17 protein-coding genes are annotated in these 23,236 nt (G+C 41.5%); 15 read left to right on the top strand and 2 right to left on the bottom strand.

What is annotated here, in order from left to right; translation table 11 throughout:
• Window positions 1–25: 25 nt before the first annotated feature.
• Genes ACFFGT_RS02200 through ACFFGT_RS02190 form a run of 3 tightly spaced genes read left to right on the top strand, consistent with a single transcriptional unit; the run spans window position 26 to window position 4,482 of the window.
• Window positions 26–1,969, top strand: coding sequence for a RagB/SusD family nutrient uptake outer membrane protein (locus ACFFGT_RS02200; protein WP_377020861.1), 1,944 nt, complete (start codon window positions 26–28; stop codon window positions 1,967–1,969).
• A gap of 37 nt (window positions 1,970–2,006) precedes the next feature.
• Window positions 2,007–3,227 carry a DUF5000 domain-containing lipoprotein gene (locus tag ACFFGT_RS02195; RefSeq protein WP_377020860.1) on the top strand — a complete coding sequence of 407 codons (1,221 nt, stop codon included), beginning with the start codon at window positions 2,007–2,009 and terminating at the stop codon, window positions 3,225–3,227.
• Between the two features lie 40 nt (window positions 3,228–3,267).
• Window positions 3,268–4,482: a DUF4998 domain-containing protein gene (locus tag ACFFGT_RS02190; protein ID WP_377020859.1), complete on the top strand. Its 1,215-nt coding sequence runs from the start codon at window positions 3,268–3,270 to the stop codon at window positions 4,480–4,482.
• A gap of 667 nt (window positions 4,483–5,149) precedes the next feature.
• Here ACFFGT_RS02190 and ACFFGT_RS02185 read toward each other — a convergent pair.
• A complete protein-coding gene (locus tag ACFFGT_RS02185; protein ID WP_377020858.1) occupies window positions 5,150–5,323 on the bottom strand; it encodes a hypothetical protein in 174 nt (57 codons plus the stop codon).
• A 670-nt stretch (window positions 5,324–5,993) separates the two neighbouring features.
• Here ACFFGT_RS02185 and ACFFGT_RS02180 point away from each other — a divergent pair.
• The 4 genes from ACFFGT_RS02180 (at window position 5,994) to ACFFGT_RS02165 (ending at window position 12,609) form a co-directional block, all read left to right on the top strand.
• Window positions 5,994–6,578, top strand: coding sequence for an RNA polymerase sigma factor (locus ACFFGT_RS02180; RefSeq protein ID WP_377020857.1), 585 nt, complete (start codon window positions 5,994–5,996; stop codon window positions 6,576–6,578).
• 64 nt (window positions 6,579–6,642) lie between these two features.
• A complete protein-coding gene (locus ACFFGT_RS02175) occupies window positions 6,643–7,746 on the top strand; it encodes a FecR family protein (protein ID WP_377020856.1) in 1,104 nt (367 codons plus the stop codon).
• A 96-nt stretch (window positions 7,747–7,842) separates the two neighbouring features.
• On the top strand, window positions 7,843–11,166 hold the full coding sequence (locus tag ACFFGT_RS02170) for a TonB-dependent receptor (protein WP_377020855.1): 3,324 nt from the start codon (window positions 7,843–7,845) through the stop codon (window positions 11,164–11,166).
• Between the two features lie 552 nt (window positions 11,167–11,718).
• A complete protein-coding gene (locus ACFFGT_RS02165) occupies window positions 11,719–12,609 on the top strand; it encodes an AraC family transcriptional regulator (protein WP_377020854.1) in 891 nt (296 codons plus the stop codon).
• Window positions 12,610–12,655: 46 nt separating this feature from the next.
• On the opposite strand, the gene ACFFGT_RS02160 is transcribed toward ACFFGT_RS02165, so the two are convergent.
• Window positions 12,656–13,519: a helix-turn-helix domain-containing protein gene (locus tag ACFFGT_RS02160; protein WP_377020853.1), complete on the bottom strand. Its 864-nt coding sequence runs from the start codon at window positions 13,517–13,519 to the stop codon at window positions 12,656–12,658.
• Window positions 13,520–13,574: 55 nt separating this feature from the next.
• Between ACFFGT_RS02160 and ACFFGT_RS02155 the strand changes: the two genes are divergently transcribed.
• From ACFFGT_RS02155 to ACFFGT_RS02120, 8 genes are all read left to right on the top strand, one after another.
• Entirely contained in the window at window positions 13,575–14,558 is a 984-nt protein-coding gene (locus ACFFGT_RS02155) for a sugar phosphate isomerase/epimerase family protein (RefSeq protein ID WP_377020852.1), read from the top strand.
• A 375-nt stretch (window positions 14,559–14,933) separates the two neighbouring features.
• A complete protein-coding gene (locus ACFFGT_RS02150) occupies window positions 14,934–16,649 on the top strand; it encodes an IlvD/Edd family dehydratase (protein WP_377020851.1) in 1,716 nt (571 codons plus the stop codon).
• 49 nt (window positions 16,650–16,698) lie between these two features.
• A complete protein-coding gene (locus tag ACFFGT_RS02145) occupies window positions 16,699–17,460 on the top strand; it encodes an SDR family NAD(P)-dependent oxidoreductase (protein ID WP_377020850.1) in 762 nt (253 codons plus the stop codon).
• 47 nt (window positions 17,461–17,507) lie between these two features.
• Window positions 17,508–18,281 carry an SDR family NAD(P)-dependent oxidoreductase gene (locus ACFFGT_RS02140; protein ID WP_377020849.1) on the top strand — a complete coding sequence of 258 codons (774 nt, stop codon included), beginning with the start codon at window positions 17,508–17,510 and terminating at the stop codon, window positions 18,279–18,281.
• A gap of 9 nt (window positions 18,282–18,290) precedes the next feature.
• On the top strand, window positions 18,291–19,160 hold the full coding sequence (locus ACFFGT_RS02135) for an SMP-30/gluconolactonase/LRE family protein (protein WP_377020848.1): 870 nt from the start codon (window positions 18,291–18,293) through the stop codon (window positions 19,158–19,160).
• Between the two features lie 6 nt (window positions 19,161–19,166).
• Complete coding sequence (locus tag ACFFGT_RS02130) at window positions 19,167–20,012, top strand: fumarylacetoacetate hydrolase family protein (protein ID WP_377020847.1); 846 nt, start codon at window positions 19,167–19,169, stop codon at window positions 20,010–20,012.
• Between the two features lie 139 nt (window positions 20,013–20,151).
• Window positions 20,152–22,275 (top strand): outer membrane protein assembly factor BamB family protein, encoded by a 2,124-nt coding sequence (locus tag ACFFGT_RS02125; protein WP_377020846.1) that lies wholly within the window; start codon window positions 20,152–20,154, stop codon window positions 22,273–22,275.
• Window positions 22,276–22,354: 79 nt separating this feature from the next.
• Complete coding sequence (locus ACFFGT_RS02120; RefSeq protein ID WP_377020845.1) at window positions 22,355–23,200, top strand: sugar phosphate isomerase/epimerase family protein; 846 nt, start codon at window positions 22,355–22,357, stop codon at window positions 23,198–23,200.
• The last annotated feature ends 36 nt before the right edge of the window (window positions 23,201–23,236 follow it).

Here is a 23,236-nt window from a genome sequence, read left to right as displayed (position 1 = left end):
AGCGTTTTAAATTATACAAGAAGCAATGAAACAATATTATAAAATTTGTATGTTCCTGGTATTTGCAGCAGCATTTGGCTCCTGTAAAAAATACCTGGATGTTACTCCGGACAATACAGCCACTTTGGATTATGCTTTTCAAAGCCGGAATGAAGCTGAAAATTATTTATTTGCCTGCTATTCCCCTTTACAGGTACTTTCGGATGTGCTGCGGAATCCGGGATTTACAAGCTCTGCGGAGATCGTTATACCCGACCCCTCCCTGGTTACCTATTCAAACCTTGGAAGCGGTGAAGAAGGTTTTAACCTGTTAAAAGGAAGCCAGAATGTTGTTAATCCGGCTATGAATTTTTGGGATGGCGCAGGACAGGGCCTCCCTATGTTTCAGGCGATCCGCAGGTGCAATATTTTTTTGGAGAATATTGATAAGGCACAGGGGATTTTGCCAACTGATAAGCAACGATGGGTTGCCGAGGTGAAATTTTTGAAAGCTTATTATCATTACTGGCTGGTAAGGATGTATGGTCCGATCCCGATTTTACGGAAAAGTTTGCCGATAGATGCTACGACAGCAGAAGTCAGGGTTAAACGCGAACCGGTAGACAGTGCGTTCAATTATGTTGAACAATTGCTAAACGAAGCCATAACCGATTTGCCGCAGGAATTACCGGATCCAAGCAGTGAGTTTGGGCGGATCACCAAACCAATCGCCCTTGCGGTAAAAGCCGAGGTACTGTCTACCGCGGCAAGCCCGCAATTCAACGGAAATCCGGATTACGCCAACTTTAAAGGCAAGGATGGTGTAAACCTTTTTTCCACAGGCACCGACCCTAAGAAATGGCAGAAAGCGATGGCCGCGTGCAAGGATGCCATCGACGCATGTGAGGGGCTTGGCCTGAAGCTTTATCAGTTTATAAAACCGGGGAATATCGGGACAATTACAGACCAGCTTAACCTTGTACTGACGCTGCAAAATGCGGTCACGGAGCGTTCAGAACTGAATAAGGAGGTGATCTGGTCGCTTAATCCTATTTTCACGTATCAGAAATTTGCGCTTCCCCGCTTAACAATTTTTGGGGTAACGCAATACCACGATATCAAATCGAACTTTTCAGCACCGCTTGGCATAGCACAAATGTTTTATACTGCTAACGGGGTACCGATTACTGAGGATAAAACCTGGGATTATAGCAGCCGTTACTCGATCGGGACCGGAGACGACAAGAATAGTTCCTTTGTTGAAAATGGATATCCTACTGCAAATCTGAATTTGAACCGTGAAGCAAGATATTATGCAAATCTTGGTTTTGATGGAGGGATTTGGTTTGGCCACGGCAGAACGGAACAAAACAATGCACTCTACGTGCAGGCGGTCAGTACAAGCGGCACTGCCTATGCCGGTCCGAATAACTATATCAATATTAATGTAACAGGCTATTGGCCTAAAAAATTAGTTCACTACCAAACTACGTATTTCTTAAATGATCAGACTACCGCTACCGAGGTTGGTTACAGGCTTCCTATGATGAGGCTTGCTGATTTATATCTTTTGTATGCAGAAGCTATTAATGAGGTTAACGGACCTACCGCAGATGCGTTCCGTTATATTGACATCGTCAGGAACAGGGCCGGTTTGCAGGGCGTGAAACAATCCTGGGATCAGTTTTCTACTAACGCGGGCGAATATTCAAGTAAAGAAGGTATGAGGAAAATTATCCACCAGGAGCGCCGTATTGAGCTTTGCTTTGAAGGAAGGATAGGGTGGGACCTCAGACGATGGAAGGAACTTGAATCTGTGCTGAACGTTCCGATACAGGGCTGGAACTGGAAACAGACAACTAACAGGCAGGCCTATTATACCCCGCAAACACTTTTTCAACCGGTATTTAATAAGCGGGATTATTTGTGGCCTATTGCCGATAATTCACTTACGGTTAACCCGAACCTGGTACAAAATCCAGGTTGGTAGTACTCATTGATAACATTCACATAACAATTACCAGATTATGCACTTATATAAAAGATTTTATTTTGTTTTAGGCTTTGCAATAGCCTGCTGCTTTGTTTGCTGCAAGAAAATAGACAGCTACAATAGCCCCGCATCTGAGGATAAGACCAAGCCGCAGGTAGTTACCAATATTAAAGTTGATAACTATGACGGGGGAGCAAACATTACTTATGATCTTCCAAACTCACCAAATATTTTGTATGTACAGGCCAGCTATAAAATAAATGACGCAACCTCCAGGCAAGTTAAATCTTCTTATTATTCTGACAGTATAAAGGTGGAAGGTTTTGCCAAAAGCCAGGATTATGATGTAACACTCAGGGTAGTGACCCGGGCAAACGTAGCGTCTGATCCGGTGACTGTCAAGGTACACCCGGGTGAGCCGGTTTATCAACAAGTATTTCCATCATTAGCCATGCAATCTGATTTTGGCGGGGCGAATATCAAAGCAAGGAATCCGCTTAAAAAGAATATAGGAATAGTGGTTGTTGATCTGACCCAGCCAAAGCCCCTGCTTATTACGCAGTATTACACCAACTTGGATTCTATTGAATTTAATGTAAGGGGGTATGATATAAAAGAAAGGAAGTTTGGAGTTTATGTTACCGATACCTGGGGTAATATATCAGATACGCTGGTCAAAACAATTAACCCGATTTTTGAAACGGAGATCGATAAATCCAAATTTTCTACTTTCCCGCTTAATACGGATAGTAAGATTTATTCTAACTGGGGAGTACCATACTTATATGACGGCGTAACAGACGGCAGCGTGCCCCCTATGCATACCGACGTGGGTGCCGGAATACCGGGTATTTTGTCCTTAGATATGGGACAGGTGGTGAAGCTAAGTCGCTATAAAGCCTGGCAGCAATTTCAGTTTGCCTACACGGACGGCAATCCCAAAACATGGGTGCTATGGGGGGCCGCGACTCCGGGAGTCGATGTGAATTTGCCGGCGACATCTTCTCTTGGCGACGTTGTTGGGGGCTGGACCCAAATCGGGACTTATAATTCTCCGCCGCCGCCTTCAGGAAATATCCCGCCAACTCCTGCTACTGCAGCCGACGTAGAATTTGTGAAACCAGGATTTGATTTTAATGTGCCATTCAGCGCGCCGCCGGTAAGGTATATCCGCATTCAGGCAGTGGAGCTGTGGAATAAATCCATCAACTTTTTCATCTTCCAGGAGATGACCTTTTATGGAAAACCACAATAAATGCCTTATTAAATTCAACTGACAATTAAAAAAGAGATAAATGAAATCATATATAAAACTCATTTTCGTCCCGGTAATTTTTCTTTTAGCTGCCGGTTGCAGCAAGGATGCTACAAAATACCGTAGTTTCCTTGATAAGAAAGAACTGATTTACCCCGGTGTAATATCCGGCCTTAAAGCGGCGCCCGGCAACAATCGGGTGTTATTAACATGGAGCCCGAGCCCGGATCCCTCTGTTAACAAATATGTTGTTTACTGGAATGACGGCAATGATTCAACTGTTGTAAAAGCTACCAGCCATACCTCAACAGATACTGTAAAAGTTTATATCAGTAACTTAGGGGAGTACACCTATACCTTTTCTTTGGTATCATTTGATGATAAAGGCAACAGGTCGATAACATCGACGGCAAAGGCTACTAAAGTCTTCGGGCCACTGTATTCGGCAGGTTTGACTAACAGGCCATATAACAGCAGTACGCCCAGTGTTTTTAATGGTGATGCTGTTACACTTAATTTCAATACACCTGATACCGTTAATATTACAACACAAATAAAATATACCGCGACGAGCGGAACGGAGAAAAAAGTGTTTTTAGGCCCCAAAGACAACTCGATAACCTTTTCTGATTATAAAATCGGGCAGCCAATCTTGTACCAGTCGTCCTACTTGCCTGTCACAGGTGCTGTTGATACTTTTTATACTTCTAAGTTTGATAAGTTCCCGGTTACTAAAGATGTAACATCTTATTATTTAAAGAATGCAATTAATCCAATTCAGCCGTTGGAAACCGATATAGGCGACAGGTTCAGGTCGGCGAAGGATTGGATCGTTAATGATGCGATCAAAAATAAAACGGGCTCGAGCAGCTTCGGTAGTAAAATGGGGGGCTGGGGCGCAGATCAGGGTGGCTCACTATTGGTTACCACCGAGTACCCTCAGCCCAATGTTGTAAACGGGAAGATATACCAGACAGTCAGGCTTCCTGCGGGTAGTTATACACTTAGGATTGATCTTGTTGCCGCGAACTATGGATCCAATCCCTGTTTGATGGTTGCTGCCGTTGGAAGTACGCTGCCAGATCTCAACGGAAATATCCCGGCCGGATCGGTACTTGGTTATGCTGATTTCAATAGCAGGGAATTATCTTTTGTGCTGACCGAAGAGAAGACCGTATCAATTGGGTTTCTGATGAATATTCCGGCAGGCAATTACTGGATCATGCGGGGCATGACATTGGTCGCTAAGTTTTAACAAGCAGCGAAATGGGACTAACATGCAAAAAAGCAAAATGAAAATTCATAACAAAATGAGCTAACCTTTTTCCACTTTTTCCCTGTTCAGTTTTGAACATAGGAAAAAGTGGATTTACTGAAAAAGTTCAAAACGAGGAGCCGTTTACTGGAAATGGAAATCACAGGCATCATCAAATAAAGGAAATAGCAGCCTGAATGCAGACCTTCACTTGTTTTCAAAAGAGTAAAGTGATAAAACGGATGAAAGGCGCTCGTTTTGTTTACGACCTATAGGAAAAAAACGAAATGTCGGAAATTTTTATTCGGTATGTTTTTATTTCTGGTTTTTCAATAATCAAAGCATTTTTTTATTTATTGCTGATAGTCAGTTATTTGGTTGTTTGTTTTATAAAGAAAACCGAATTGTTATCCGAAATCATCATTGGCTTACTTTATGTAGAGCTTAGAAATTGATGAAGCTACATAAAGCGGGGCCATGAGGGTTGCCGAACTACCGGATGTACTCATAATCACATTATTCAGCAAAATGAAACGTTTGGGCATCCCCGGTAAATATGTATCGGATAACGACTAAAATGCGGTTTTGAGATCACAAGTTATCTCTCCGGTAAACATGTTATATAATAATATTAAATGCTGTTAATTATTAGTTAGGTTTTAAATTTTTAATAAATTATTATGAAATTTCCATCAGTTTTAATCTTTTTGGGTATACTACTTATGGTAGGGGGATACATAGCATTACCAACTTCTTCGACTGTAAATGCAGCAGATTCTACCATTCCCCTAACCAATACCCCCGGGACCGTGCCACCTGGCATGCCTGTTTTCTTTGGCATAGCAATCATATTAATAGGTGTGGTATTTATCGTAGCAGGTCGTTCCAAGCCTGGATACAGGCAATAATAAAATAAAGATCCGAAGCACTTTTTAATTATCATGATATTGCCGGATGTTAGATCCTGCGCCGGTTAGTATATACAAATTTTATCTCAACGGTCTATATTGCCTGTTAAAGGAAGATATTACTATTCAACAACCTTTATAAATAAATTAAAGAGCGTAGAGAAGTTGATAATAATTTCGTTGAAACAGGGGACCCGGCATAAGACCTGATTGTGAAGTATAGTCATGGGCGCTGTTTTCATTAGCAAATGACAAGTAATTGATGATGAAAATTGTGGTCAATATGGTAACTCTACACGAGTGTTTTCTGAACGATTTTTCCCGCTTTTTATCCCTTGGCAGCACATGGACATTTCAAGACAGTGGTTTGATCGCTTACAGGCCAACCTTGGTTAGTCGCAAAGATTAGTACACATGGTTGCTTAATTTTGATAATTTCTAAAACGGCAATTTATCCAAACGATAACTAAGGACTATCAATAATATCAGATTGATCTCTAATTTAAGTAAATTAGCAGATTATTTTGATATGCGATTTTAAACCTGATATTTAGTATTTATTTTAAGTTTGAATTGATCGTTTGTTGCACCATATAATGGATTATGACCCTTGTGAAAAAGATTTCTGACCGGGAGTTGATTGAGCTATTCAGACAAGGGGACCACGATGCCTATACGGAAATATATAGCCGCTATAGCGGCGTGCTATATTTGCATGCCTACAATAAATTACGCAACAGGGAAGAGGTTAAAGACATTATTCAGGAGTTATTTACAACACTATGGATAAATCGTGAAAGTATTTCACTGGAAATAAATCTTGCCGGATATCTATACCAGGCTATCCAAAACCGGGTCCTTAAATTATATGCTTATAAAAAAGTCCGGTCCGTTTACATAGATAAGATTCAGGAGGTTCATGAAGCAGGCAATCAAATTACAGATCATTTGATCAGAACCAAACAGCTGGCAGAAATGATTGAACAGGAAGTTAATACTTTGCCCGAAAAAATGAGAGAGGTTTTTTTATTGAGCAGAAAAAATTATATGAGTCATAAAATGATTTCTCAATATTTAGGTATTGCTGAAACAACTGTAAAGGCCCATATTCATCATGCTTTAAAAATTCTTAGGGGAAAGCTTACTCCAATGGTTCTTATGATGCTTTTAGCCAGGTATTTATTATAGAAATCAATAGTCCGTGGATCTATCAGGTTTGTGCTGTTAGTACGGCTTTTTTAATTCTGTCATTATGGAAGAAAAAGGAATTCGGGTTTTATTGATCAAATATGCTGAGGGAAAATGTACCGAAGAAGAAAAGGCATTAGTAGAATCCGCTTATTTATTTGAAAATGCCAGGCATACGGATGAACTGTCTAAAGAGGATATTTCCGGTGATTTGGCAGCAATATTCAATGAATTGCCACGGGAAAGCCAAAAGCGGCAGATGTGGCCCAAACTTGTGGCCGCCGCCTGCATAATCCTGGCTTTGAGTGCTATGTTCTATGTATTTAAAAAATCAGGTACTGAAATAAAGAAACCTGCTAATTATACAAATGCCATATTACCGGGTAAAAATACAGCAGCTTTAACCCTGGCGAGTGGGGAAATAATTCAGCTTTCAGGAGCAAAAAAAGGAATTGTTATTCAGGCAACTCAAATAGCCTATGAAGATGGTACCCCTGTCAGAGGTAATATAGGAAGTGGATATGAGACAATCAGCACCCCGAACGGGGGGCAATATCAAATAGTTTTATCAGATGGCAGCCGAATAATGATCAACGCAGCAACATCACTCAAATTTCTGCCAAACTTCCATGGTTTAGCTACCAGGACCGTTGAATTAAAAGGCGAGGCCTATTTTGAAGTTACCAGGGATAAATTGCATCCGTTTTTGGTAACAGGAGGAGATCAAACGGTTGAAGTGTTGGGCACGCATTTTAACATAACCAACTACTCAGATGGGCACGGGATCAAAACAACTTTACTTGAAGGCGCTGTTAAAGTGTCTTCTCTGAAAACCGGGGTAACAAGGCAATTAAATCCGGGGCAACAGGCATCTTTTTCCGGAAACGGGATTAATGTAAAAGATGTTGATGTTGATGACGCAGTAGCATGGAAAAACGGATATTTTATGTTCAACTATGAAACGTTGGAAGAAGTGATGATCAAAATATCCCGATGGTATGATATCGAGGTACGATACGAGGATCCTGCAATAAAAAGCATTGTCTTTTTTGGTACGATAAGCAAATTTGAGAGTATTTCAAAAGTATTAAATATGTTGGAAAGAACCAAAAAGGTGAAATTTCTGATTGATGGAAGAGTTATTAAAATTAAAAGCTACACTAATTAAAGGATATTGTAAAACCGGATTGCTAATATAAAGCGTATAAATTAATGTTGATTTTTGGGCGGTACAAGTCGCCTCTCTCGGAAATTAGTCCTGATTATGAAACTAACCGCATTTCTATTAGCTCTGCTCCTGATGCTTGTTGGTACTTATTCATTTGGACAGACCATATCTTTTAAGGGAAATGAGGTGACGCTTGATAAGTTATTTCGTCAAATCCGGAAACAAACAGGTTACGATTTGCTTATTTCGACTACTAAAATCAAAAATGCCCAAAAAGTTAATGTCGACTTTAAAAATACATCGTTGCGCGATGTTTTAGATGCAGCATTAAAAGGTACCGGTCTAACTTATTCTATAGAGGGAAAAACGATTGTTATAGCCGAAAAAGAAATCCATCCGCCTGATCTTACAAAGAAACAGGAGTTGGCTATTGATGTGCGTGGGGAACTTGTTGATTCAATGTATAAGGCACTTCCTGGCGCCAGCATAAAAATTAAAGGTAGTAGTAAAGCTACCGTTACCGATCAGAATGGTGAATTCTTTTTGCCTGGCGTTAACGGGAATGCCGTCCTGGTAATTTCCGATGTAGGATATAAAGTTCAGGAAGTTCCGTTAAACAAGAAATCCTTTTTGAAAATAAAGCTCCTGGCAGATGAAAGTTTGAGCTTACGCGAAATAGTTGTTGTTGGTTATGGAACTCAACGGAAAGAGACACTGACAGGATCGGTAGAATCGGTTAAAGGAATTGAGCTTGCCAAAACGCCGCAACCAAATCTTTCCAATTCTTTTGCAGGCAGGGTCCCTGGAATCATTGCCTCGAATTCATCCGGGGAACCCGGGTATGATGGATCTTCCATCTTAATACGAGGGAAGAGTACTATAGGCGACAACAGCCCCCTGGTAGTTATTGACGGAGTGGCGAACAGGTTGGGTGGGTTAGAAAGAATAGATCCGCAGGATATAGAAAGTGTGTCAGTCCTTAAAGATGCCTCAGCAGCAATTTATGGTGCACAGGCGGCAAATGGAGTTATTATAGTTACTACAAAAAAGGGCAGGATAAATAAGCCAGAATTGAAGTATTCATTTAGCCAGGGGGCCGTAATGCCTACTTTTTTGCCGAAAATGGCTGATGCAGCCACGTTTGCCAGCATTCAAAATGAAATTTTATATTATCAGAACCCTGCCTTAGGATTGAACCAGCGATATTCAACCGCAGAACTTGAAAAGTTCAGGAATGGTGCTGACCCATTAAATTACCCCAATGTAAACTGGCTCAAATCTGTATTGAAAGATTATTCAATACAGAATAAACATAACCTTTCCCTGAGGGGAGGGGCTGAATCTGCCGATTATTATGTGTCATTAGGCAAAACTTATCAGAACGCCATATACAAAAATGGAACAACGAGGTATGATCAGTTCAATGTTTTGGCTAATATTGGTGTTAAGGTGAATGAACGTCTGAAACTCGCGATTGGATTATCGGGAAGGAAAGAAGATCGGCTTACCCCACAAGGAATTGGTGCGAGGGACATATTTCAATCTTTATACCTGACCTATCCGATTACACCTGTTTATTACCCCAATGGTTTGGTCTCATCAGGTAATAGCGACGGCAGGAACCCGGCAGTTATGGTAAATGGTAATATCGTTGGAGATTACAATAGTTCAGCCTCCTATTATAATGGTACACTAACCGGAAGTTACCAGTTACCGGTTCAGGGATTGTCTTTGGATGGGTTCTTTGCTGTAGATCAGCAATTTAATAATGGAAAAGGTTTTTCAAAACCATATATTACTTATCAGTACAATAAGAACACAAATGCCTACAATGAGATTAAGGCAGGCCCGGACAAGCCGAATTTAAGCCAGGCAGAAGAAAATATCTCTTTAATTACCGCCAATGTTAAGCTGAATTATAAAATTCAGATCGGGGAGCATAATTTTGCTGCTTTTGTAGCTTATGAACAAAGTGAATTGAATGATGCTTTCTTTTCTGCTTCACGGTCAAATTTTCTTTCTACAGATCTTCCTGAGCTAAGCCAGGGGGGGGCGTTACCGACAGACTATGGAAATAGCGGGTCAAGTTTCCGAACGGCCCGGCAAAATATTTTTGGAAGGGCAAATTATAGCTATAAGAAAAAATATCTTGCAGAGCTGCAATTGCGTTATGATGGGTCGAGCATTTTTCCGGCTGGACACAGATTTGGCCTGTTTCCCGGTATCTCACTGGGCTGGCGGCTTTCTGAAGAACCGGCTATAAAGCACTTATCCTTTATTGATAACTTAAAACTGAGGTTTTCTTACGGTCAATTAGGAAATGATAAGGTTGCCGCCTATCAGTATTTAGATCAGTTTGTATTGCAAAATGACGTTTTTGCAACGGGAAACCCTGCAAGTAATGCCTCCGGCATCGGAATCAATAAACTGGCCAACCCCAATATTACATGGGAAGTTGTTAAAAAATATAACGTTGGTTTAGATGGGGCCCTGTTCAGGAATTTTGCATTTGTATTCAATTTTTTCCTGGAAAAAAGATCCAATATCCTTACTCAGCGTAATGCCAGTATCCCTGCTTTAAGCGGCATAAGCAGCGATCAGATACCCGACGAGAATATCGGAGCTGTTGAAAACAAAGGGTTTGAAGCTGAATTAAGTTATTCCGAAAAAATTGGTGAATTTTCAATAAGCATAGGCGGTAATATTACTTATGCAAAAAACAAAGTGCTTTTTTTAGATGAGGCGCCGAATACATTGTCTTATCAGCGCACTACGGGCTCGCCAATTGGAGCTTTGCTGCTCTATCAGGCTGCCGGTATTTTTAAAACGCAGGCAGAGATTGACAATTATCCGCACTTGCCCGGTACAATACCCGGCGACCTGAAATTCGCCGACTACAACAAAGACGGGAAAATTAACGCTTCTGACAGAGTGCGGAATGCTCTTTCTGATGTACCCCAGATCGTTTACGGTATAAATGCCGGACTTGGCTGGAAACAATTCGATTTTACTTTTATGTTTGCCGGCCAGGCACGGGCTACGCAATATCTCTTGCCCGATGCCGGTACAATTGGAAATTTTCCAAGTTCCTGGGCCGATAACAGGTGGAGGCCCGACAATACTAACGGGACCTACCCAAGGGTAACAGATAGGTCGAGTACGACCTATGCATCATACCAGAATACCTTTTGGTTGAGAAACACCTCATTTTTAAGGCTTAAAAATGCACAGGTCGGTTATAATCTCCCGCGAAGTATTGTTTCAAAGGTTAATTTGAGTGCCGTAAGGATTTATGCGAGCGGATTTAACCTGCTCACATTTACCCCGCTCAAGGACTACGACCCCGAAGGGACTGATGGTAACGGATACTTCTATCCGCAACAAAAAATCTATAGTCTTGGGATTAACGTAACTTTTTGATATTCATTTCTTAAAGGCTGTTTAAAAATGCAAAATATTCATTGCCGTTGGTTTTAACCAACGGTAAAAAAGCTGAAAAGTCTTGGCTTTAGCCCAATTATGCAAGCGGATTTGGGCTGAAGCCCTCTTATAGCTACTCATTATTCCGTTGGTTAAAACCAACGGCAATGAAGTTTTATCTACCTGTAAACGATACTCATCAAATTTAAACAGCTTCTTACAAATGATTCGTAATGTTTACAGGCATTGGATTCCTCAAACATGGGTAAGAGGATATCGTTTTCCTTGCCTTTAATAAGGTAGCCAGAGACACCACTTTTAATAGCCCTGATCGCCTCGCAGATCATTGTTTTTATTGAGCAATTTAATCGCTTATTCCTTTTAATAGCTGTGTTTGTCGGTAAAAGGAAAATCTCACCATAGTGATCAATTTTTTTATTTTTTTCTTACTCCCAACGGCTTCCTGAAAGGTCTTTACAGTGATTTGGCTGCATCAGTACCAATTATATTTTGCATCCAGCGCCCTTTTTTTGATTTAAACAGCCTAATGTGATGAGATTATTGAAAATGGAGTCGACTCCTTTGATAGACGATCTGATGAAGCTTGAGTTAAGGAGCCAGCCTTTTTTATCGTCTCCTTTTCATTCGCGGCCCTCTTTCCATGCACATCCCGAATTGGAGCTGGTGTTTGTTATTGAAGGGTTCGGAAAACGTATTATAGGTAACAGTGTTGAGCCTTTTGAGGCGGGCGATATGGTCTTTATCGGTTCAAAAGTACCGCATGTATGGTTAAGCGACCCGGTTTTTTACGAGAAGGATTCCTGTTTACAATCAAAAGTAATTGTTACCTATTTTAACCCCCGGGTTTTCATTCAAATATTTGATTCGGTTAAAGCGTTTGGCCCAATACGGGAGATGATTCGCCAGTCTTCAAAAGGTATCAGGATATTTGGCAAGACCAGAGACCTGATTGCAGATCAATTGAGCGAACTTTCAAATTCAGAAGGGTTTAAAAAAGTTGAGGGGGTTATTCATATGATGAACCTGATCTCTACCTCAGCGGAAAAAAGTTTTATTGCAAACGAGGAATTGGATCAATACGACGAATTTTATCCGGACCGGCTAAATAACGTGATTAAATTTATAAAGGATAACCTGCACCGGCAAATTTCCTTGCAACAGGTTGCAGATATTGCCTGCATGACCGAGCCAAGTTTTTGCCGGTTTTTTAAAAAGAAAGTTAAGAAAAACTTTTCCCAGTTTATAAGTGAGCTTAGGATCGCTCACGCGAAAGAGTTATTAATCCAAACAGATAAGCCTGTAAACGATATTGCTTACCTCTGCGGCTTCCGGACCAGCTCTCATTTTTGTTATGTATTTAAGGAACAATCTGGCCAAAGTCCGGTTCAATATAAGCTTTCAATGAATAGCTGTTCCCGGTAAATGAGGCAAAACTATCTCAGCGTTAGATCTTATCAATTTAATAGTTTCAGGAAAACTCTTTCCGGTAGGTATATGGAGTTTTGCCTGTAACAGCTTTGAATTGCCTGTTAAAATAAGATAGATTGGCGAACCCGCATTCGAAACAAACTTTGGAGATACTCATGTCTTCTTCCGCCAGCAGGTGCATGGCATGGGTAACGCGTACGTGGGTAACAAACTGCGAAAGGGTTTTATTGGTGCGGCGTTTAAAATACCTGCAAAAAGCCGACTCATTCATAAATGCAAGCGATGCCGCTTTTTGATTAGTGATCTGTTCTTTGAAATTTTCCAGAACATACCTGTAAACGTCGTCTAACTTGTGCTCTTTTTTTTGAGTGATCAACGAGTTTTCAAAAATGTCGGTGCTGATTGTGATTGTTTCATCATCTTTTAAAGTGGCTACGGCATCCAATATTCCAAGTAAATTAATCAAGCCCTTTAAGCCGAAGCTTTTTGGGGCATCAAGCATCATTTTTTTCAACTGATCATTGGGAGGTGTTACTTTAATTCCGAGGTGGGCGGTTTTAAGCAAGGCTTTTACGGGCAGAAATTCGGGTTGGAGGTAGAAGTTCCCGCCCAAAAAATCATCGCCAAACTGAATGACAATAGAATGGGCGAGCTCTCCTGATTTTAAGAAAGATTTATCATTTATAAAATAATGAGGAAAACCTATTCCAAAAAGATATAGGTCACCTTCCGTAAAATTCAGTATGCTGTCCCCTCCATAAAATTTTCCGTGTCCTTTAACAATGTAAGTAAATTCATACCCCTGATGAAAATGAAACGGCGCTGCAAATTGTGCCGCAATTTCTTCTTTAACGATATAACTTGAATTTTTTGGTTTGCTAAGCTCACGTAAGATCTTCTTCATTTGTTTTTTGTGACAACAATTGGTGTAAATGTAAATATTGTATCAGAAATAGCAAATGATGTGTTTTTTTAGATTTATGTCCCCTGTTATATTTGAACAATCAATTATTGCTGTAATTATATTAATAATGAGTAGATTATCTATATTTATTTTATCTTCGTTTATTTTTATTGGCCTTTCAGTTCAGGCAGAAAACAGGATTGTACCAGGATCCAATGTGTCTGAATCTAATACAAATCCTTCAAAACAAGCAAAAAAGGTACATCGTGAAAATGGACGCCCTAACTGGAAGTTAGGGATTGCTTTATACGCCTTTCATACTTTTTCCTTTCCGAAGCAATTGGAGCTTGCTGACAGTGCAGGTATTAAATATGTAGAAGGGTTTTCGTTTGCAGGAGCAGGTCCGGAGTTAAGGGATTCAATGATTATGCAGCTTTCACCGGCCGGAGCAGATAAGATAAAAAAATACCTTGTTGATAAAAAAATCAGGATGACTTCCATTTTTCTTACCGGAGGCAATAATGCAGCAGAATGGGAAAAGCAATTTCAAATGGCAAAGCGGTTAAACGTTGAATATGTTACCGCCGAACCGGATGTTAAAATGTGGAATATGGTGGATAGCCTTGCGGGTGTTTATAAATTAAAAGTGGCCATCCATAATCACTGGAAGGGAGTTAGTGCATATTGGAGTCCTGATTCCGTTTTGGCCGCCATAAAAAATCACCCTAATTTTGGAGCATGTCCGGATTTGGGACATTGGCCGAAAAGCGGTATCGACGTGGTAGAAGGTTTGAAAAAGTTACAAGGGCATATCATTGGGATACATCTGAAGGATATTGCCATGAAAAATCATCCTGAGCTTAAAGATGTTCCCATCGGTACGGGTATCATCGATTTCCCGGCCGTATTCAGAGAATTAAAACGTCAAAATTATAAAGGTTACCTGATGATTGAACGTGATGCTGAAGAAAAGCCGAGCAACCTGGTATCAGTTATTGGTGAAATAAGATATTATCATAAAGAGGTAAGCAAGTTATAATGAGATCGGACTCCGTATTTTGAAAGTTCATCCAGGCGTGTCCGAAATAATGTGGTAACTGCATGTAATTAATTTGCTTTGTGCCTGATGTGTAAATATTGTATCAGAAGTAGCAAATCAAGTGTTTTTTTGCATGCATACCTGTCACTAATTTTGAAAGCCAATCATTAAACAGGAGAAGTTCGGACAGAAGAATACTTTATTAAACTTTGTCGGGTATTAATATAAAGTTTGGTTACGGAACCTTTTTCTGCATGATGTGTATTAATAAAAAGTTATAATCCCGCGATATTTTCAAAGGCTATATTTCATCTCAAGATAAACCTGGAAAGCGTTATTGAAACCTATCAATAAAACGCATTCCGATTTTAAATTATGGAAAATAAAAAATTAAGAAGCAGTGACTGGTTTGGACGCCGGGGCAAGGACGGGTTTATATACAGGGCCTGGATGAAAAACCAGGGCATACCTGAATATGAATTTAATAACAAACCTATCATTGGAATTTGCAACACCTGGAGTGAGCTAACCCCATGTAATGCACATTTCAGGGACCTTGCGGAATCTGTTAAAAAAGGCGTTTTGGAAGCCGGCGGGTTTCCGGTTGAGTTTCCGGTAATGTCGTTGGGCGAAACGTTGATGAAACCAACGGCCATGCTTTTCCGGAACCTTGCAAGCATGGACGTGGAAGAAAGCATCAGGGCCAACCCTTTGGATGGTGTTGTATTGTTGTGCGGTTGTGATAAAACAACGCCTTCTCTGGTAATGGGTGCCTGCAGCGTAAATATTCCGACAATTGTGGTATCCGGTGGGGCTATGCTGACCGGGCGACACAAAGGCAATAGTATTGGTACAAGCGATATCTGGCGTTTTTTCTCAGATCTGCGGGGCGAGATTATCGAAGAAGATGAACTTTTAAGTATTGAAGCATCTATGTGCAGGAGCCAGGGCCACTGTGCTGTAATGGGTACTGCTTCATCTATGGCTTGTATGGTTGAATCCCTCGGTCTTTCATTACCCAACAATGCGGCGATCCCTGCCGCCGACTCCAGGCGGAAAGTGCTTGCGCAGCTTTCCGGTCTCAGGATTGTAGATATGGTAAAAGAAGACCTTAAGCCGTCTGATATACTTACAAGGCATGCATTTGAAAACGCAATCAGGGTGAATGCCGCTATTGGTGGTTCAACCAATTTCGTTATACATCTTTTAGCCATTGCAGGGCGCATTGGTGTTCCTTTGAAATTAAATGATTTTGACAGTTTGTCATCGGAGATCCCGCTTATCGCAAATTTACAGCCATCAGGAAAGTATTTCATGGAGGATCTTTATTACGCCGGAGGTCTGCAGGTGGTAATTAAACATCTCGATCATTTATTGCATAGAGAATGTATTACGGTTAATGGCAAAACTATTCAGCAAAACTATGCAAATGCAGTATGCTATAATTCAGATGTCATTACAACAACTGAAAATCCGTTTAATAATTTAACCGGGCTCGCTGTTCTTTCAGGTAACCTGTGCGAAAACGGCGCGGTGATCAAGCCTTCTGCCGCGAGTGCCCACTTAATGCAGCATACTGGTAAAGCCGTTGTATTTGAAAGTATTGAAGATTATCATGCCCGGATAGACAGCGATGATTTAGAAGTTGACGAATCGTCTGTTCTGGTTTTGAAAAATGTTGGCCCTAAAGGATATCCGGGAATGCCTGAAGTTGGCAACATGAGCCTGCCCAAGAAATTAATTCAAAAAGGGGTAAAAGATATGATACGCATATCTGACGGCAGGATGAGTGGTACAGGGTTCGGAACAGTTGTTCTTCATGTGTCGCCCGAAGCCGCAACGGGTAATAATTTTGCCGTTATCAGAACCGGAGATCTGATAACACTCGATGTTCCAAACCGATCAATTAATGCAGCGCTTTCTGATCAGGAATTTGCAGACCGGAAATCTCAGTTTATCCCGCCTGGGACATCCGTCGGGAGAGGTTATGTAAATCTATATGTCAATCATGTTCAACAAGCTGATTTAGGAGCGGATCTGGATTTTTTGAGGGGCAAATCGGGAAGTGAGATAATGCGCGACTCGCATTGATTATAGGCTGGATTTTAAACGTATTGAACAGAAAGAATTATATTTTAATATGTCATTCAAAAATAAAGTAGCGATTGTTACCGGGGCAGGTCAGGGAATTGGATTTGAAATATGTAAGGAGCTTGCATCGGAGGGCTCAAAAATAATCTTAAATGACCTTGATCCTGAGTTAACAAACTCAGCGGTGGCCGAAATTAATAAACTGAACGAAGGCAGTTGCACCGGGATGGCAGGCGACTCGGGTGATATAGCCTTTATCAGGAAAATGGTTGCCTTTGCCATTGAGAAATTCGGCAGGGTTGACATTGTTATAGCTAATGCAGGTATTACTTTGTTTGGAGATTTCTTTACCTATCCGCCGGAGTCATTTTTTAAGATTATGCAGGTCAATCTTGCCGGATCATTTTTTCTGGCACAGGCAGCGGCTGTTCAAATGAGGCTCCAGCAATCTGGAGGGTCTATCTTGTTTACGTCCTCAGTAACAGGTCATCAGGCGCATAAAAACCTGGCGGCTTACGGAATGAGCAAGGCCGCTTTGGAAATGCTGGCAAAAAACCTTGTAATTGAACTTTCTCAGTACCGGATCAATGTAAATACCATTGCTCCGGGCGCCACTTTAACAGAGCGTACATTGGAGGATCCGGATTACCAGAATACCTGGTCACGGATTACCCCCATGGGCAGGCCTGCGTCAGTATCGGATATTGCCGGTGCCGCTTTATTCCTGGTTTCTGATAAAGCGAAACACATTACAGGTCAAAACCTGATTATTGACGGCGGCTGGACTTCTGTAAGCGTTTCGCCTGAATAGTCAGGGACGAAATAGTTATATAATAATTAACAAATAGGAATTGAAAGATGCTTGATTTAACAAAAAAAATAGCCCTGATAACCGGCGGCGGAAGTGGAATCGGAAAGGCGGTAGCATTTCTGTTTGCCAAACAGGGTGCGGTAGTTTACATTCTGGATATGGACGAGGCCGGTGGAAATAAAACAGCCAAAGATATTCAGATTAATGGGGGCCATGCTGTTTTTTTTAAATGCGATGTAACCAGGCAATCGGAAGTCAGCAATGTCGTGAATCAAATTTACAGTCATTTCGGTTCAATCGACATCCTTGTTAATAATGCAGGGATCGCACATATTGGCAAAGCTCACATGACATGCGAAGAAAACTTCGATAAAGTTATGGCTGTAAATGTCAAAGGGGTTTATAACTGCCTTTATGCTGTACTGCCATTGATGAAAATCAAGGGAGGGGTTATTTGTAATCTTGCTTCAGTTGCTTCATCGGTAGGTTTAGCCGACAGGTTTGCTTATACTACTTCAAAAGCTGCTGTGGTGGGAATGACCTTGTCTGTTGCCAAGGACTATTTGCAGGATAAGATTCGCTGCAACTGCGTATCACCGGGAAGGGTGCACACACCGTTTGTAGATGGTTATTTAGCAAAAACATATCCCGGAAAGGAACAGGAAATGTTTGAGAAGCTGTCGAAAACACAGCCGATCGGCAGAATGGGGCAACCCGAAGAGATCGCAAACCTGATTCTTTACCTCTGCTCGGATGAAGCTGCTTTTATAACCGGAAGCGATTACCCGATTGACGGCGGTTTTATAAAATTGAACAGTTAAAAAATGCTGATGGTAAAGCTTGCATCAGAACAAAAGTGCCTGCTGGGGGAAGGCCCGGTTTGGGATGCCAGAAATCAGGTAATCTGTTGGATTGATATTTTGAAAGGAAAGGTTTACGAGCTTGATCCGGTAACCGGTTTCCTGAAAACGATTACAACCAATCGGGTTTTAGGGGCTATCTCTGTATGTGAAGATGGTCACTTTGTGGGTGCCTTCCAGGATGGATTTGGCTTTATAGACAGGGAAACCGGCCTTGTTAATATTGCGTCAGATCCTGAACGTCACTTACCCGGGAACAGGTTTAACGATGGGAAATGTGATCCATCAGGGCGGTTTTGGGCGGGGACGATGTCTTTAACAGAAGCACCATCTGCCGGTACTGTTTATATGGTGGGGCAGGGGCTGTCCATGTCACGAAAAATTGAAGGTACAACAATCTCAAACGGGATGGCATGGAGCCCTGATCAGCGTGTTTTCTATTTCATCGATTCGACGACTCGCAGGGTAGTAAGCTATAATTATGATCACTCCGGTGCGATCTCCGATAAGAGGACTGTGATTGAGTTTAGCCAGAGGGATGGTTTTCCTGACGGAATGACGATAGACAGAGAAGGCATGTTGTGGATAGCCCATTGGGACGGCTGGCAGGTTAGCCGCTGGGACCCCGAAACAGGGAAAAAGCTTCTTTCAGTTTCTTTGCCGGTATCGAAGGTTACCTCCTGCACTTTTGGCGGAGAAAACCTGCAGGATTTGTATATCACAACTGCACGTAAAGACCTTTCCGCAGAGGAATTAAACAAACAGCCGCTGGCGGGTTCATTATTTGTATGGAAAAACAGCGGATATAAAGGGATGCCCGCATTTGAATATAAAAAATAGTTATTTATGAAACTTATCCGTTTTGGTGAAATAGGCCGGGAAAGGCCGGGAGTGTTAATTGGTGAGGATCACAGGATAGATTTGTCATCAGCTTTTACAGATTGGAATCGTGAATTCTTTCAGGAATCCGGACTCGAATCTTTAAGGAGTTTAAATCTCGCCGGCTTTCCGCAAATTGCTGCGAATGAACGTTGGGCAGCTTGTGTTGCCAGGCCGGGAAAAGTGCTTTGCATCGGGTTAAATTATTCCGACCATGCTGCAGAATCCGGGATGCCTTTGCCAAATGAACCCATTGTTTTTCAAAAAGCTGCAAATACGGTTGTTGGGCCATATGATCATATTCTTATTCCAAGAAATAGTGTAAAAACAGATTGGGAAGTAGAACTGGGCATAGTTATCGGAAAGGATGCGCGATATCTCGAATCAATTGATGAGGCGAAGGAATATATCGCAGGTTATTGCATTGCACATGATGTTTCTGAACGGGAGTTTCAACTCGAGAGAGGAGGGCAGTGGACAAAGGGGAAATCATGTGATAATTTTAATCCCTTAGGCCCTTTTTTGCTTACTGAGGACGAAATTCAGAATGTACATGATCTGAAAATGTCGCTTAGTGTAAACGGTGTCGAAAAGCAAAATGGGAACAGCAGTTTTATGGTATTCAATTGTTATTACCTGGTTCATTATTTATCACAGTTTATGACATTGGAAGCAGGGGATTTAATCTGCACAGGTACGCCTCCCGGCGTTGGTTTAGGTATGAAGCCCCCTGAGTACCTCAAATCAGGTGATATTGTAGAGTTATCTATCGAAGGATTGGGCAGGCAAAGGCAGGTATGTAAAAATGCCTGAGAAATTATAAAGAGCAGTTAAAAATTTTCTTATAGGACATTTCAATACTAACAATGCCTCTCTGAACAAATGTGCAGGCGCAATATTCATTAAAATGGTTATTAAAAGAACTAAATTACTATTCACGGTGATTTCCTCCGTGATAATTCTGACCTCCGCCGGCTATATCGCACAAAAGAAGTACGGAGATTGGAAAATTTATGGCGGCAGCGGAGACAATATCAAGTATTCGGATCTTAAGCAGGTGGATACTACAAATGTTAACCAGTTAAAAGTAGCCTGGGTGTATCATTCCGAAAATCAGGATCAATCTAAATATGGACCGATGGAATGTAATCCGATCATCGTCAATAATACCTTATTTGGCGTTTCACCGCGGTTAAAGCTTTTTGCGGTTGATGCTGCGACCGGTAAAGAAAAATGGCATTTTGATCCTGCTGATACCAGTGATAATAAAACATGGGCCCGAAACAGTGTAAATATGAACAGGGGAGTAGCATATTGGTCGGATGGAGATGACAGGAGAATAATATATACCGTTGGCCCGATAGCATTTGCGGTTAACGCGGAAACAGGAAAACTGATTCCTGGCTTTGGGATTGATGGCGGCGTGGATCTTAGAAAAGGGCTTGGAAGAGATGAGAAAGGTGTGTCTATTTCACCTACTTCTCCTGTTGTTATCTATAAAGATTTGTTCATCACCAGCGGTTTGGTTAGCGAAACAACTCCCGGCCACATCCGGGGTTTTGATGTAAGGACGGGCAAGCAGAAATGGATCTTCCATACCATTCCTTATCCGGGAGAAGCAGGATACACCACCTGGGATGATAAAACAGCATACAAGCGCATGGGCTCAACTAATGCATGGTCGGGATTTAGCCTTGATAGTAAGCGGGGCCTTATATTTGCAGGCGTGGGCAGCCCTACTAATGACTTTTATGGAGGAGATCGCTGGGGAAAGGGCTTGTTTGGAAATTGTCTGCTGGCGCTGGACGCGGCTACAGGAAAACTGAAATGGCATTTTCAAACTGTGCATCATGATGTTTGGGATATGGATATATCCAGTGCCCCGGTTCTTGTCAGCATTCCGAGAAATGGAAAGAAAATAGACGCCGTTGTACAAACAACCAAAACCGGTTTCGTTTTTGTTTTTGATCGTGTAACCGGAAAACCTCTTTTCCCGATAATTGAGAAACCGGTACCAACAAATAATGCAGCCTTAGGAGAAAAACTGAACCCGACACAACCATTCCCTGTATTACCGAAGCCTTTTGTACGACAACTCATGACCGAAAAGGATTTGAACACGGTAGTTGGCGATTCATCCTACCAGGATATCAAAAAACGCTTTAAAACATACCGTTCACAGGGGATTTTTACGCCGCCAACGGAAAAGGGAACTATCATTTTACCGGGATATGACGGTGGGGGCGAATGGGGTGGCCCGGCTGTTGATCCGGAAACTAATATCCTTTATGTCAATGCAAATGAGATGGCCTGGGTATTAAACCTGGTAAAAGAGAAATCAGATAACAAAAAATCGATGTCCAATCTTCAGGCCGGAGTAGTGCTGTACCACAAAAATTGCATGGGATGTCATGGGCCTGAACGTTTGGGTTCCGGCGATTACCCTTCTCTCATTGGCGTAGAGAAGAAATATAAATTCGCCCAGTTCAGCGAGCTTTTATCTACCGGACGAAGGATGATGCCTGGATTTGCACAACTAAGTAAAGCCGAAAAAACGGCTATAGGTTCATTTGTTTTGAATTTGAAATCTGAACAGGAGAACCCATATACCGGAACAGCAATTAAAAACACTAATAAATCGCGGCCATCATATAGCTTTACTGGTTACAATAAGTTTCTTACTAAAGAAGGCTATCCTGCGCTAAGTCCGCCCTGGGGTACTATAAGCGCAATTGATCTCAATACCGGAAAATATCAATGGCAGGTGCCATTCGGAGAATTTGAAGAGTTGAAAAAGAAGGGAATACCAACAACCGGACGCGAAAATTACGGAGGGCCTGTGGTAACAGCGGGCGGATTGATCTTTATCGGGGCATCGGCGGATGGTAAATTCAGGGCGATAAATAAGAAAACAGGTAAAACTATATGGGAAACAGATCTCCCTGCTCCCGGAGTAGCGACGCCTGCTGTTTACGAGGTTGATGGTAAGCAATATATTGTAATTGCCTGCGGTGGTTCAAAATGGGGCGGCAAATCAAGTGATGCTTATGTTGCCTTTACGTTGCCCGGCAAATAAATTTCAATAAACAGGAATAACAAACAGCCTAACTACATTCCCTCGCAGTTGGGCTGTTGAAAGCTATTAAATTATCATTATGAAAAGAAATATCAAATTTATTCAATTGTTAATGCTGTTTAGCGTAGCTATTATGGCTTTCAGATATAAGCCGGTTGTAAATAGCCCGGTAAAGCAATTTTCGGCTGCAGGTTTTAAAATGGGGGTTGCATTGTATTCATTTAACCAGCATTCATTTAAAAAATCGCTGGAGATGGCGGATAGTTGTGGGGTAAAATATGTAGAAGGGTTTTCTTTTCACAAATTGGGAGAGGGCTTTGGAGATATAACAATGGACGGACTTGACAAAAGCAAGATCGCTTTAATGAAGTCGATGCTTCGCGACAGGCATCTGGTGATGGCATCCATGTATGCGGGAGGGGCTGATAATGTTGAAGGCTGGAAGAAATATTTTGAACTGGCCCATGAGCTCAACCTGCAATACCTGGTGTGCGAGCCCGGACGAAAACAATGGGACATGATAGATAGCTTAGCTGGTGTTTATCATATCAAGATCGCTATCCATGATCATGTGAAACCAAGCCCTTACTGGCATCCTGATTCGGTACTGGCCATTGCTAAAGGCCATCCTAATATTGGTGCTTGTGCCGATATCGGACATTGGACAAACAGCGGGCTTGATCCGGTTAAATGCCTTAAGATTTTAGAAGGCCATATTATAGGTTTGCATCTAAAAGACGTTGACAAGGCGCATAACGACGTGATTCCGGGTAACGGAATTATTGATTTTGCAGGGATAGTAAAGGAACTAAAACGCCAGCGTTTTAAAGGATATATAGAAGTGGAGTGCGAGCACAACATGGAAAACAATACGAAAGATGTAAAAGCTGCCGTAGATTATGTTAATAGGATAGCTTCAAAATAACCGGGCAAATAACAGATGATATTGAGTAGTTGCCCG

This window comes from Mucilaginibacter angelicae (assembly GCF_042434235.1).
GTDB classification, from domain to species: domain Bacteria; phylum Bacteroidota; class Bacteroidia; order Sphingobacteriales; family Sphingobacteriaceae; genus Mucilaginibacter; species Mucilaginibacter angelicae.
Note: the sequence above shows the minus strand (reverse complement) of the source record. Positions and strands in the feature narration are given on the sequence as shown.